We start from the raw sequence: 13142 nt of genomic DNA on the forward strand, positions 1-13142 counted from the left end.
GCAGTATTTATGCCTATTCCCTTATTAAAATATGCGATAGACAAAGACGTGGTTGCTTTTACAACAACCCGAAATGGGGGTGTGAGCGAGGGCAATTACGGACGTTTTAATCTCAATCCTTATTGCGGTGATTCGCCGGCACACGTCAAGGAAAATAAAGACCGGCTTTGTGCACAATTAAATATAGAAGAAGAGCGCCTAATCTTGCCGCATCAAGTGCATAACGATGCCTCGCTGATTATTGATGAGCCCTTTTTCGCACTTTCTTCCCAACAACGCACTGCGGCTTTGGAGGGTGTCGATGCACTTATTACCCGGCAGCGCCATACGTGCATCGGCGTCTCTACGGCTGACTGTGTGCCGATTTTGCTCTTTGATCAGAAGCAGCGCGTTGTAGCAGCTGTTCACGCCGGTTGGCGAGGCACGGTGAAGAAGATCGTCTCCAAAACTTTAGAAACGCTCTTTTCATCGTTTCAAACGCGGGCGGAGGACGTAAAAGTCGTGATTGGGCCGAGCATTTCTCAACCCGTCTTTCAAGTAGGACAGGAAGTTTATGACGCCTTTTGCGAGGCAGGGTTTCCGATGCAAGATTTCGCTTACCCGCAACAAGATAAATGGTATATAGATCTTTGGGGTACGAACCACTATCTCCTTGATAAGGCCGGCGTTCCTTTAGAAAATATTCAAGTAGCAGGCATTTGTACTTATCAAAACCACGAAGAATATTTTTCAGCCCGTCGCTTGGGTATCGATTCCGGCCGCTTATTTACCGGTATTTTACTCTTATAAACGAATAGGTATAAGCTTTTCACCACAAAACGAAACTCGCGTGCAAGTTCTTCGTAGCAAGAAAGCCGCGCTTTCGTAAAAATTCATATATTTGCAAGTCTGATAAGAAAATAAGACACCGAACGTATTTATTATTATGTATTCAGTAGAACAACTTAACGACAAACTCATAGATCTTGCCTTCTCCGAAGATATTGGTGACGGCGATCATACGACGCTTTGCTGCATTCAGGAAACAGCGATGGGAAAGTCTCGCCTGCTGATCAAAGAAGAAGGTGTATTGGCCGGACTCCGTATAGCTAAAGAAATCTTCCGCAAATTTGACCCCGCGTTGGAGGTAACGACAAGTTTGGAAGACGGCGCAACGGTAAAGCCCGGCGACGTGCCAATGGTTGTATCCGGTAAAATTCGAAGCCTGTTGCAGACGGAAAGACTTATGCTGAACGTGATGCAGCGAATGAGCGGCATCGCCACGATGACGCGTGAATATGTGCGGCAGCTTGAAGGCACGCACGCAAAAGTGCTCGATACGCGTAAGACTACTCCCGGTTTGCGTATGCTGGAGAAAGAGGCCGTCCGGATCGGCGGTGGCGTCAACCATCGCATCGGTCTTTTCGATATGATTCTCTTAAAAGATAATCACGTGGATTTCTGCGGAGGTATTGATCAGGCGCTCAACCGTTGCGAAGCCTATCAGCGAGAAAAAGGATTGCACCTGAAAGTAGAGATAGAAGTGCGCAGCGAAGATGAGATTCGGCAAGTTATGAGCAATGGTAAGGCCGACCGCATTATGCTTGATAACTTCAGTGTCGAAGCTACCGAAAAGGCAGTCAAACTCATCGACGGCAAGTTCGAGACAGAATCGAGTGGCGGTATTACTTTGCAGACCATTCGCTCCTATGCGCTTTGCGGAGTTGATTATATTTCCGTCGGCGCGTTGACCCATTCCGTAAAAGGATTGGATATGTCTTTTAAAGCAATTGATTAATGATTCATTGTACTATGAAAAAAGTATTCCTGACCCTTTTTGCTGCCTTTATAGCAGCATCAAGTTATGCCTGCACAAGTTTTCTTGTCGGCAAGAAAGCCACTACTGATGGCTCAACGTTTATTTCCTACAACGCCGACGACTACGGTATGTACGGGCATCTGATTTACCTGCCCCACGCTAAGCATCCGAAGGGCGCAATGCGCAAGATCATCGATGGAGATTCCAACCGTTACTTGGGCGAGATCCCGGAAGTACCCGAGACGTATGCAGTTCAAGGTTACATCAACGAATATCAAGTAGCCGTGATGGAGTCAACCTTCGGCGGACGTCCTGAACTCGTAGACCCGAAGGGCGTTCTTGATTATGTAAGTCTTATGCGCATCGCCTTGCAACGTGCTAAAACGGCGCGCGAGGCCATCAGCGTGATGACCGGTTTGGTAGAAAAATATGGTTACGCCAGCAGTGGCGAGTCTTTCTCTATTGCCGACAAGAACGAACTTTGGTTGATGGAGATGGTCGGCAAAGGTCCTAACGAGAAAGGCGCACTTTGGGTGGCCGTTCGTATTCCTGACGACTGCATTGCAGCGCATGCCAATCAGAGCAGAATCCATAAATTCCTGCAATACGATAAGAAGAACGTCATCTATGCCAAGGACGTGATCAGCTATGCACGCAAACACGGCTACTTTACCGGCAAAGACGCCGACTTCTCTTTTGCCAATGCCTTCTCACCGGCCGATTTTGGTGCCGTTCGCTTTTGCGACGCGCGCGCTTGGAGCTTCTTCAATCGCTTTGTAGACGGTATGGACAAATACTTAGACTATGTTGATGGTATGCACATCGGCAAGGCTGAGCCCTTCCCCCTCTATTTTAAGCCGAAGCGTTTGCTTTCTCGCCAAGATATTATGGATGGTATGCGCGATCATTACGAAGGCACGCCTTTCGACGTGCAAAAAGATTGCGGAATGAGTCCCGGGGAAATGCCATATCGCCCCACACCGCTCGAATTTACCTATAACGGCAAAAAATATTTCAATGAGCGCCCCATTTCTACGCAGCAGACAGCCGATACATACATTGCCCAGATACGCGGATGGTTTCCCGACGCCGTGGGTGGCATACTTTGGTACGGTAGCGACGATCCTAACATGATTAGCTACACACCGATTTATTGCCGGAACACGTCCGTGCCCGAGTGCTTCGATGCTCCGGGCGCCGATGGCTGCACCTTCTCTTGGAAGTCGGCCTTTTGGGTTTGCAATTGGGTTTCTAACATGACCTATCCTCGCTATAATCACCTCTTTCCCGTTGTAAAAGAAGTGCGCGACGGGCTCGACAAAGATCTAAGCGCAAAGCAGCCCGAGGTAGAAGCTAAGGCTGTAGGTTTATACAAAACGAATCCGGCTGAGGCTGTTCGTTATCTGACCGACTATTCCGCAGAGCGCGGCGCAAAAATGCTGACGGCGTGGAAAGCCCTCGGCGAACGTTTGATCGTAGAGTTTAACGATATGGCTGTAAAGCCTCGTAAAGACGGACAATACCTGCGTACGAAAGAAGGACTTCCTGCTCGCGTTCAGCGTGTGGGCTATCCCGATTCATACAGAAAAGTTATTGTCGACCAAACGGGCGATAAATATCTGCTTCCGGCACAATGAAAAAAGCCATCGTAGCGTTTGCGCTCCAAGAAGAAGTAGTCCCCGTAAGCATTCCCGGCTTTGAGGTACACACAATTCTAACGAAGATCACCAAAGTGCAGGCCGCTTTTCGCCTGACGAAGGCTATCTTCGAGTTGCAGCCCGATTTCGTGTTGAATGTGGGCACCGCCGGCACCTTAGCCTACAGCGTGGGAGATATTTTCTCTGCCACACACTTCATTGATCGCGACAGTGCAAAGCAAAATTTCACGAGTATCTCGTCCGAAGTTCAGACTACGCCTCTGCTGTCATTGCCCTCAATTGTCGAAGGCCAAGTCACGACCGACGCTTTTATCGTCAATACCGGCGATGATTTTGTTACGGCCGCTGATGCCGTCAATGGCGCAGCCGTAGATATGGAAGCCTTTGCCGAAGCCTTGGTTTGCCGCGAAATGGGCATTCCCTTTCAGTCCGTAAAATATATAACGGATAAGATCGGCGCCAATTCGATGAAGCATTGGGAAGATAAACTGGCTGATGCGCGCACAGCTTTGGCCGACTATTTCAAAACATATTTAGGCTGATAGCCATATATCAATGAGCAAGCCCCGCATTCCGGCTGTTAAAGCTGAGGTGCGGGGCTTGCTGTTGGCTTATTTCCGGTAAAAGCGACAGAATATTTAGCGATGCGCTGCTATATTTGAGGTGTTCCCTTTGATTTTGACTATTGTTTGGTGCAGCCATACTATCGTTTGGTGGGAGCAAACCATAGTTTGGCGGGGGCAAATTATCGTTTGGCGGGAGCAAACAATGAGGAAGTGGAGTAATGGTGGGCTTAGCCCGACATCTTCTGTCTGGAAGTCTGTTGATTAAAATTACAGTTTGTGCTGCAATTTTTCGCGTTGTTGGCATTGTTGCACGACGCTAGGCCGTTGCTCTCAATAAGATGAAATGGACTTGCCGGCCTTTGGTCGAGCCTTTTTAGCAGAGCAGAGATGGGCTATTTCTTTTGAGCAGAGCACGGAAGAGCAAGGTAGAGGTTGGTATTTTATGGGATTATCAATAAAAAAACATCGAGGCTCTTGTTCTTTTCGTGCGTTATGTCTAATTTTGCTTCCGAGAGCCTGCATCTTGATGGGCTACCACTCATTAACAATACGGTGACAACATAACGCGAGAAAAACTTTAAAAACATAATCCGGCTATTGGATCTTTAGACTACTACTATGGGAGAGTATGAAGCTTGAAGGTCTGACAAGCAAACTAAAACCAAATTATTATGAATTACAAGAGTACTACAAAAGCTTTCCTTGCAGCTCTGGCCCTTTCTTGGTCTACTTTTGCAATGACTGCTGATGCGCAAGTGTTACAGCGCAGTCCTATGCCGACATTCCCTACTGTTGCTAACAGCACGCAAGCACAGGCCCCGACGTTAAAGCTCGATCCGGCTGCTAACCAAATATGGTGGGGCCATTATACGCCGGGAAATGACCGCAGCGGCTTGGGTGTGCAGAATGCAGAGACTTACGACTTGGCTATCCAAATCACGCCTGATAACCCGGTTGTGGTTGGTAAAAAAATTCACGCTGTTCGCTTTTATCTTCGCGATAAGAGCGGCCTCAAGGATGTGAAAGTTTGGCTATCCAAAACTTTGCCGGCGAATGTTTCTAAAGCCGAGGTAGTGAAAGATTTGAATACGGCAGATCTGAATGCAGGCGATGAAGGGCAAAAAAAGTTAGGTAAAGTCAACGACATTAAGCTAGATGCTCCTTATGAAGTGACAAGCGCCGGTGTATACGTTGGTGTCAGCTTTACCGTAACGTCTACAAAATCTGATGGCTTGAATTTCCCAATTGTAACCGGAGATGGTAAGGGTATTAAAGGCTCTATTTTCCTCCGCACATCTAAATCCGTAAAAGATTGGGGCGATTTCAAGGATGATAAGTTTGGCTTGTTAGCGATGCAAGTACTTGTAGAGGGTGAATTCACGCAAAATGCTGTGCAGCCGATGGACTTCGGTATGCTGACAACCTTACTTGGTAAAGCAAAAGAGTTTGAGCTTTCTATGGTAAATGCAGGTTCTGCCGGTATTACTGATTTCGATTACACGGTAACTACTGATGGCACTGTTGGCGCAGAGAAGCACGTAACGCTTGCACAGCCTTATAAAGTGTATGGTGGCACTACAAAGGTTGCTGTCACTTTGGATCCGGATGCAACTTTAGGCACTAAAGAGAAGGTTATTACGATTACCAAGATTAACGGCGTTGCCAATGAGGCTGCGGTCAAAACGGCTAAAGGTCAATTGGTCGTCTTGTCGAAAGAACTTCCGCGTGCAGTCTTGGTTGAAGAATTTACCGGTACCGGTTGTCCTTGGTGTCCGCGCGGTATGGCCGGTATGGCTAAAATGGCTAAGACCTTCGGCGAAAAGTTTGCAGGCGTTGCCCTCCATAACTTCAATCAATCAGACCCGATGTCAATCTCTTACGACAGGAACGTGGGCCTCGAAGGTGCTCCTAGTTGCCGCCTCAATCGTGGCCAGGTTATGGATCCCTATTATGGCACAGGTGAGGATATCGCAGACGACTTCCGTAAGGAACTTACTGTGCTTCCTTTCGTAGGTATCACGCTTACGGGTGTATATGATAAGGCAACTGAGAAGGTAACAGCTGAGGCAACTATTGAGCCTTTGGTATCAGGCAATTTTAAGCTTGCTTACGTCTTAACGGCTGACGGCCTCACTGGCGATGAAAACGCTTGGAAACAAGCTAACAACTATGCTCAGTTTGATCAAAACCGCCTGCCGGATGATATGAAACCTTATGGTAAGGGTGGCGAGTTTGGTCAAAAAATGTTCAAGGGCGTATTTGATGATGTAGCTATCGCTTCTTCTTTCTCCGGCGCTGCTGTTGATCTTCCTGCTTTGACTGAGAACAACGTTGTGAAGAACTCTTATACTTTGGCATTGCCGACGAAGCAACCGCTTCGCAAAGCCATCAATGTAGAGAAGATGCACGTGATTGCATTCTTACTGGATGCACAAGGCAAGGTTGTTAATGCTGTAAAGGCTCCTGTAAAAGATGTTCTTGGCGTAAACGGTGTGATTGCTTCTGAAAACATTAAGGAAGTAGCACGCTACACGATCGACGGCCGTCGTATCAACGAACCGCAAGCCGGTATCAACATCGTGAAGATGTCTGACGGCACGACGGTTAAGGTTCTTGTAAAATAAGGAATAAGAATCTCTGAACTATAAGACGGGTTTCTCCCTCCGTCTCTCACTTTCCCCGAAGCTTCATAGCGAAGCTTCGGGGCTTTTTTGTAAAAGAGACGCCACTGCGCTGAATAAATAAGAAAAACCTTTTGCTTTTACTGCGATTTGGCGTAACTTCGCACGCACATAGCGGATCAAATGATGGAACCCCTAAAACATGAATGTGGCGTCGCAATGATTAGATTGCGCAAACCCCTCTCTTATTTTCAGCAGAAGTATGGTTCTTGGACGTATGGACTGAATAAACTCTATCTTATGATGGAGAAACAGCATAATCGCGGACAAGAAGGCGCGGGCCTTGCCTGCCTAAAGATGCACGCAGTGCCCGGCGAAGAGTTTATCTTCCGCGAAAGAGCCCTGGGTGCCGGTGGTATCGAAGCTATCTTTGAAAATGTCAAAGAAAAGCTGCAAAAATATACGCCGGAGCAAACACAAGATATTAACTACATCACGCATCACCTGCCCTATGCCGGCGAAATCTATATGGGGCATTTGCGCTACTCAACAACCGGAAAGAGTGGTTTGTCATATGTGCATCCGTTTTTGAGGCGATCTAATTGGCGTGCGAAGAATCTTTGCATCTGCGCAAACTTTAATATGACTAACGTGCCGGAGATTTTCGGCTCGATTGCTACCAAGGGGCAACATCCGCGTATGATGTCAGATACGTATATTCTTTTGGAGCAGCTGGGCCATCGGCTGGATCGCGAAAGTGAGCGTTGTTATGTCGAGGCAAAGAGTAAAGGGCTTAAAAATACGGATATTACGCGCTATATTGAAGAGAATATAGACGTAGCCAATATATTGAAGTCTGCTGCTCCTGTATGGGACGGCGGTTATGCGATTATGGGCGTTACGGGGTCGGGAGAGTGCTTTACAATGCGCGATCCTTGGGGCATTCGCCCTTGCTTCTGGTATATGAATGATGAGTTCTTGGCCGTAGCTTCGGAACGTCCCGTGCTCCAGACAACGTTTGACTTGGAGGTGGATGATATCCACGAACTAACGCCCGGTCAGGCAATCTTGATGCGCGAGAATGGCGAAATGCGCCTTGAACAAATTTTGCCGCAACGTGGATATCACGCTTGTTCTTTTGAACACGTGTATTTCAGTCGTGGCTCTGACTGCGATATTTATCGTGAGCGCAAGGAGATGGGGCGTAGATTAGTTAACCCGGTATTGAAAGCCATTAATGGAGAATTGGACAATACGGTCATTTCGTATATTCCCAATACAGCAGAAGCCTCTTTTTTTGGTCTTGTACAAGGCTTTAATGAATATCTGAACGAACAAAAAATAAAGGATATAGAGTTGCTCGGCGGTCACCCACAGCCTGAAGAGCTGAGGCGTATTCTCTCGCGCCGTGTGCGCTCAGAAAAGGTGGCATGGAAAGATATTAAGCTCCGCACGTTTATAGCCGAGGGCAATAGCAGAAAGGATTTAGCCGCCCACGTCTATGATATTACGTATGAAAGTCTTGTTGCCTATAAAGACAACTTGGTTATTATAGACGACAGTATAGTGCGCGGTACGACATTGCGGGAAAGCGTTATTCGCATTCTTGATCGGCTACATCCAAAACGGATCGTGATTGTTAGCGCTTCGCCCCAAGTGCGTTATCCTGACTTCTATGGTATTGATATGCCGGACTTGGGCGAGTTTATTTCGTTTCGCGCTATTATTGCCTTGCTCAAACAGCACGGCAAAGAAGATATCATTCGCTCCGTTTACAAACGTTGCAAAGAACAGGAAGGGCGGCCGAAAGAGGAAATGGAAGAGTATGTGCGCGAACTCTATGCTGAATGCTCAGGTGACGAAATTAGTAAAAAAACTGCCGAACTGCTGCGCCCTGAAGGCGTACAGACTGAAATACATATCGTTTACCAGACGCTTGAAGGCTTACACAAAGCTTGCCCATTGGCGCCCGGTGACTGGTATTTTTCAGGTCATTATCCCACACCCGGTGGTCGAATGCGCGTAAATCAGGCTTTCATTAACTTCTATGAACGCAATGAGGCCCAACTCAACCAAAAGCAGTTTAATCTGTAAAGATAGACAACTAACAATCCCAACGCTCAAAGTAATGGCACACACAATAAATAATAGAAGACGTGCAACGCTAACATTAAGTGACGGCACAACCTTTTGCGGACAATCTTTCGGCTATGAAGTACCTGTTGCCGGAGAAGTTGTCTTCAATACGGCAATGACAGGCTATCCGGAAAGTTTAACAGATCCGTCTTATGCCGGTCAGATATTGGTGTTGACTTTCCCGCTGGCAGGAAATTATGGCGTTCCTCCTTTTACAATGAGGCAGGACGGCATGGCAACTTTTATGGAAAGTGAACACATTCATATCTCAGGGCTTGTCGTATGCGACTATAGTGAGGACTATTCTCATTGGAATGCTGTTGAAAGCTTGTCAGACTGGTTACGGCGTGAAAAGATTCCAGCCATTACGGGCGTTGACACACGTGAACTTACAAAAGTTTTACGTGAGCACGGCGTAATGCTTGGAAAGATTGAGTCAGAAGATACTATTAGTGATGTGCCCTCCGCACAATATGAGGGCGTAAATTATGTGGAAAAAGTATCATGCTCAGAAGTCATTAAATATAATGAGGGGGCAGGAAAGCGCGCTGTGCTTGTTGATTGCGGCGTTAAGCACAATATTATCCGTTGCCTGCTTCAGCGAAACATTGAAGTTGTTAGAGTGCCTTGGGATTATGACTTCAATGCGTTGGAGTTTGATGGTTTGTTCTTAGCTAATGGACCTGGTGATCCGGATACTTGCGAGCGAACAGTTGATAATATCCGGAAATTTTTGGGTAAAAGCGACGTGAAGCCCTGTATGGGTATATGTATGGGTAATCAATTACTTTCAAAAGCTGCTGGCGCAAGCATATACAAATTAAAGTATGGCCATCGAGGACATAATCAGCCCGTTCGCAGAGTGGGCACAACGCAGTGTTTCATTACAAGCCAAAACCATGGATACGCAGTAGACACAAAGACTTTACCACAAGATTGGGAAGCTCTCTTTGTTAATATGAATGATGATTCTAATGAGGGCGTGCGCCACAAACATAATCCTTGGTTAAGTGCGCAATTTCACCCGGAAGCCTGCAGCGGGCCTCTCGATACTGAGTTCCTTTTTGACGAATTCGTCCAACTATTATAAATGATCCGACTATGAATGATGCAATTCACAAAGTACTATTGTTAGGTTCCGGCGCTCTGAAGATCGGGGAAGCGGGCGAATTTGATTATTCCGGCTCACAAGCGCTTAAAGCGTTGAAAGAAGAGGGGATCGAAACGGTTCTGATTAACCCTAATATAGCCACGGTACAGACGAGCGACGGGGTTGCAGATAGAATTTATTTCCTTCCGGTCACTCCATATTTTGTAGAAAAGGTGATACAAAAAGAGCAGCCGCAGGGTATTATGTTAGCTTTTGGTGGACAAACTGCTCTTAATTGTGGCGTGGAATTATTCCGCGCGGGGATTTTAGACAAATACAACCTCAAGGTTCTTGGTACTCCTGTTCAAGCCATTATGGACACGGAAGATAGAGAACTATTTGTAGATAAACTAAATGAGATCGACATCAAAACGATCAAGAGTGAAGCTTGCGAAACCATTGAAGATGCGCGTAAAGCAGCGCACGACCTAGGCTATCCGGTCATCATTCGAGCTGCTTATGCATTAGGCGGATTGGGTTCAGGTTTTTGCGACAACGAGGATGAGCTGAATAAGATTGCTGAAAAGGCCTTCTCTTTTTCGCCGCAAGTGTTAGTAGAAAAAAGTTTGAAGGGTTGGAAAGAGATCGAATACGAAGTCGTGCGCGACAAGTTCGATAATTGCATTACGGTCTGCAATATGGAAAATTTCGACCCGCTTGGTATCCATACGGGAGAAAGTATCGTAATTGCTCCGTCCCAGACCCTGTCAAATGCCGAATATCATAAATTACGCGCACTGAGTATTAAGATTGTTCGCCACATAGGCATTGTTGGTGAGTGTAATGTGCAATATGCTTTTGATCCTTATTCAGAAGATTATAGAGTCATTGAGGTGAATGCTCGCCTGAGTCGCTCTTCTGCATTAGCCTCAAAAGCGACCGGCTATCCTTTGGCTTTTGTCGCAGCTAAATTGGGCTTAGGGTATGGTTTGTTTGAACTGAAAAATTCGGTAACGAAGACGACAAGTGCATTCTTTGAGCCGGCCCTCGACTACGTGGTCTGCAAAATTCCTCGTTGGGACTTGGGTAAATTCCACGGCGTCACTCGCGAATTAGGCTCCAGTATGAAGTCTGTCGGCGAAGTTATGGCCATCGGCAGAACATTTGAAGAAGCCATTCAGAAAGGAATCAGAATGATCGGACAAGGCCTCCACGGCTTTGTGGGCAATAAAGAGATCACGATTGATGATATCCGACAAAGCCTCTCGGCACCTACCGACAAGCGCATCTTAGTCATTGAAAAGGCATTCTTTGATGGGATGAGTGTAGAGGAAATCCACGAATTGACCAAAATCGACCGATGGTTCCTCCACAAACTTGAGCGTATTTTCCATACAAACCGAGCTATAAAAGCTTGTGGTAGCATCAATAACCTCTCAAATGAGTTATTGTACAAAGCAAAGTGCGAAGGCTTCACAGATTTCCAAATAGCCAGAGCCGTTGGTTTAGAGAAAGAATATGACGATATGGACAAAGCAATGCTTGTTGTGCGCGGTAGGCGTAAAGCAGCAGGCATTGTACCATATATCAAACAAATAGATACACTGGCAGCAGAATATCCTGCGCAGACGAATTATTTGTATCTGACTTACAGCGGTGTAGCGCACGACATCGCCTTAGAATATGATCGACGCTCGGTTGTTGTTCTAGGCTCCGGAGCTTATCGCATTGGTAGCTCTGTTGAGTTTGACTGGTGCGGCGTGCAAGCGCTCAATACGATTCGCAAGAATGGTTTTAAGAGCATTATGATCAATTATAATCCGGAGACTGTTTCTACGGATTATGATATGTGCGACCGCTTGTACTTCGATGAACTGACTTTCGAGCGCGTGATGGACATTCTCGAACTCGAATCTCCTTACGGCGTCATTGTTTCTACCGGCGGGCAGATTCCTAACAACTTAGCCATGCGGCTTGATGCGCAAAACGTACCTATTTTAGGTACGCCGGCTAAGTATATCGACAATGCAGAAGATCGTGAAAAATTTTCCGCAATGTTAGGGCGTATCGGCGTAGACCAGCCGGAGTGGAGCGCACTGACGACGATGGACGATATCAACGCCTTTATTGAAAAGGTGGGTTTCCCCGTTTTGGTAAGGCCTTCTTATGTTCTTTCGGGGGCAGCCATGAACGTTTGCTCTAACCACGAAGAATTAGAGCATTTCTTGCAGTTGGCTGCCAATGTCTCCCAGAAGCATCCGGTCGTAGTTTCCCGTTTCTTGCTCCACGCCAAAGAAATTGAGATGGATGCTGTGGCTAAAGACGGTGAGATTTTGGCTTATGCCATCAGCGAGCATGTTGAGTTTGCCGGTGTCCATTCAGGAGACGCAACCATCCAATTTCCGCCGCAGAAACTCTATGTTGAGACGGTAAGACGTGTTAAACGCATCTCGCGAGAGATTGCTAAAGAGCTACACATCAGCGGTCCGTTCAATATACAGTTCCTTGCTCGAGAGAATGACATCAAAGTAATTGAGTGCAATCTTAGAGCTTCCCGTAGTTTCCCCTTCGTAAGTAAAGTATTGAAGATAGACCTTATCGAATTGGCTACAAAAGTTATGCTGGGACTTCCCGTAGAAAAGCCCGCCAAGAACCTGTTCGATTTAGATTATGTCGGCGTTAAGGCCAGTCAATTCTCGTTTAATCGACTACAAAATGCAAATCCTGTACTCGGTGTGGATATGGTAAGTACGGGCGAAGTAGGATGTTTAGGCGAAGATGCTCGTGCGGCTTTGATCAAGAGCTTACTTTCCGTCGGACAACGAATTCCCAAGAAAGGCATCCTGCTGTCTACCGGCAACGGAAAGCAGAAGGCGGATATGCTGATGGCCTCCAAATTGTTGGCAGAAAAGGGCTACAAACTTTATGCAACAAAAGGCACACACAGCTATCTTACCGAAAACGGCATAGAAAGCACGCGCGTTTTCTGGCCTAACGAAGAAGGCACGCCACAAGCCTTGGATTTACTCCACAGCAAGGAGATTGATTTCGTTGTCAACGTTCCTAAGAACCAATCGGGTAGTGAGGTGACCAACGGTTACAAGATTCGCCGCTCGGCTGTCGACTTAAATATTCCGCTCATCACAAATGCCCGCTTGGCGAGTGCATTTATATATGCTTTCTGTACGCTTTCTGTAGATGAACTCGACATAAAGTGCTGGCAAGAATATTAAAATTATAGCATGCATCTGTACTGCGACTCGGAGTCTCCTA

8 protein-coding genes are annotated in these 13142 nt (G+C 46.7%); all 8 read left to right on the plus strand.

The genetic code is table 11. The annotated features are described in order from the left end of the window. Nucleotides 1–9: 9 nt before the first annotated feature. The 8 genes from pgeF (at nt 10) to carB (ending at nt 13102) form a co-directional block, all read left to right on the plus strand. Nucleotides 10–789, plus strand: coding sequence for a peptidoglycan editing factor PgeF (gene pgeF, locus GCWU000325_RS06975; RefSeq protein ID WP_006255633.1), 780 nt, complete (start codon nt 10–12; stop codon nt 787–789). A gap of 136 nt (nt 790–925) precedes the next feature. Further along, a complete protein-coding gene (nadC, locus tag GCWU000325_RS06980; protein WP_006255634.1) occupies nt 926–1777 on the plus strand; it encodes a carboxylating nicotinate-nucleotide diphosphorylase in 852 nt (283 codons plus the stop codon). Nucleotides 1778–1791: 14 nt separating this feature from the next. Then, on the plus strand, nt 1792–3435 hold the full coding sequence (locus tag GCWU000325_RS06985; RefSeq protein WP_040599476.1) for a dipeptidase: 1644 nt from the start codon (nt 1792–1794) through the stop codon (nt 3433–3435). After that, nucleotides 3432–3998: a 5'-methylthioadenosine/S-adenosylhomocysteine nucleosidase family protein gene (locus GCWU000325_RS06990; RefSeq protein WP_006255636.1), complete on the plus strand. Its 567-nt coding sequence runs from the start codon at nt 3432–3434 to the stop codon at nt 3996–3998. Before GCWU000325_RS06985 ends, GCWU000325_RS06990 begins: the two co-directional genes overlap by 4 nt. A gap of 695 nt (nt 3999–4693) precedes the next feature. Beyond that, a complete protein-coding gene (locus tag GCWU000325_RS06995; RefSeq protein ID WP_006255639.1) occupies nt 4694–6646 on the plus strand; it encodes an Omp28-related outer membrane protein in 1953 nt (650 codons plus the stop codon). Between the two features lie 183 nt (nt 6647–6829). After that, nucleotides 6830–8737 carry an amidophosphoribosyltransferase gene (locus GCWU000325_RS07000; protein ID WP_040599478.1) on the plus strand — a complete coding sequence of 636 codons (1908 nt, stop codon included), beginning with the start codon at nt 6830–6832 and terminating at the stop codon, nt 8735–8737. 34 nt (nt 8738–8771) lie between these two features. After that, nucleotides 8772–9869 carry a glutamine-hydrolyzing carbamoyl-phosphate synthase small subunit gene (gene carA, locus GCWU000325_RS07005; protein WP_006255641.1) on the plus strand — a complete coding sequence of 366 codons (1098 nt, stop codon included), beginning with the start codon at nt 8772–8774 and terminating at the stop codon, nt 9867–9869. 11 nt (nt 9870–9880) lie between these two features. Next, the gene (carB, locus tag GCWU000325_RS07010) at nt 9881–13102 is read left to right on the plus strand and encodes a carbamoyl-phosphate synthase (glutamine-hydrolyzing) large subunit (RefSeq protein ID WP_006255642.1); all 3222 of its coding nucleotides are present in this window, start codon (nt 9881–9883) and stop codon (nt 13100–13102) included. Nucleotides 13103–13142 lie beyond the last annotated feature (40 nt).

The organism is Alloprevotella tannerae ATCC 51259, from assembly GCF_000159995.1.
Taxonomy (GTDB): Bacteria; Bacteroidota; Bacteroidia; order Bacteroidales; family Bacteroidaceae; genus Alloprevotella; species Alloprevotella tannerae.

Excerpts from the sequence above, each read along its gene's own strand:
- pgeF (WP_006255633.1), top strand. The coding sequence starts at position 10 with ATGCCTATTCCCTTATTAAAATATGCGATAGACAAAGACGTGGTTGCT.
- nadC (WP_006255634.1), top strand. The coding sequence starts at position 926 with ATGTATTCAGTAGAACAACTTAACGACAAACTCATAGATCTTGCCTTC.
- GCWU000325_RS06985 (WP_040599476.1), top strand. The coding sequence starts at position 1,792 with ATGAAAAAAGTATTCCTGACCCTTTTTGCTGCCTTTATAGCAGCATCA.
- GCWU000325_RS06990 (WP_006255636.1), top strand. The coding sequence starts at position 3,432 with ATGAAAAAAGCCATCGTAGCGTTTGCGCTCCAAGAAGAAGTAGTCCCC.
- GCWU000325_RS06995 (WP_006255639.1), top strand. The coding sequence starts at position 4,694 with ATGAATTACAAGAGTACTACAAAAGCTTTCCTTGCAGCTCTGGCCCTT.
- GCWU000325_RS07000 (WP_040599478.1), top strand. The coding sequence starts at position 6,830 with ATGGAACCCCTAAAACATGAATGTGGCGTCGCAATGATTAGATTGCGC.
- carA (WP_006255641.1), top strand. The coding sequence starts at position 8,772 with ATGGCACACACAATAAATAATAGAAGACGTGCAACGCTAACATTAAGT.
- carB (WP_006255642.1), top strand. The coding sequence starts at position 9,881 with ATGAATGATGCAATTCACAAAGTACTATTGTTAGGTTCCGGCGCTCTG.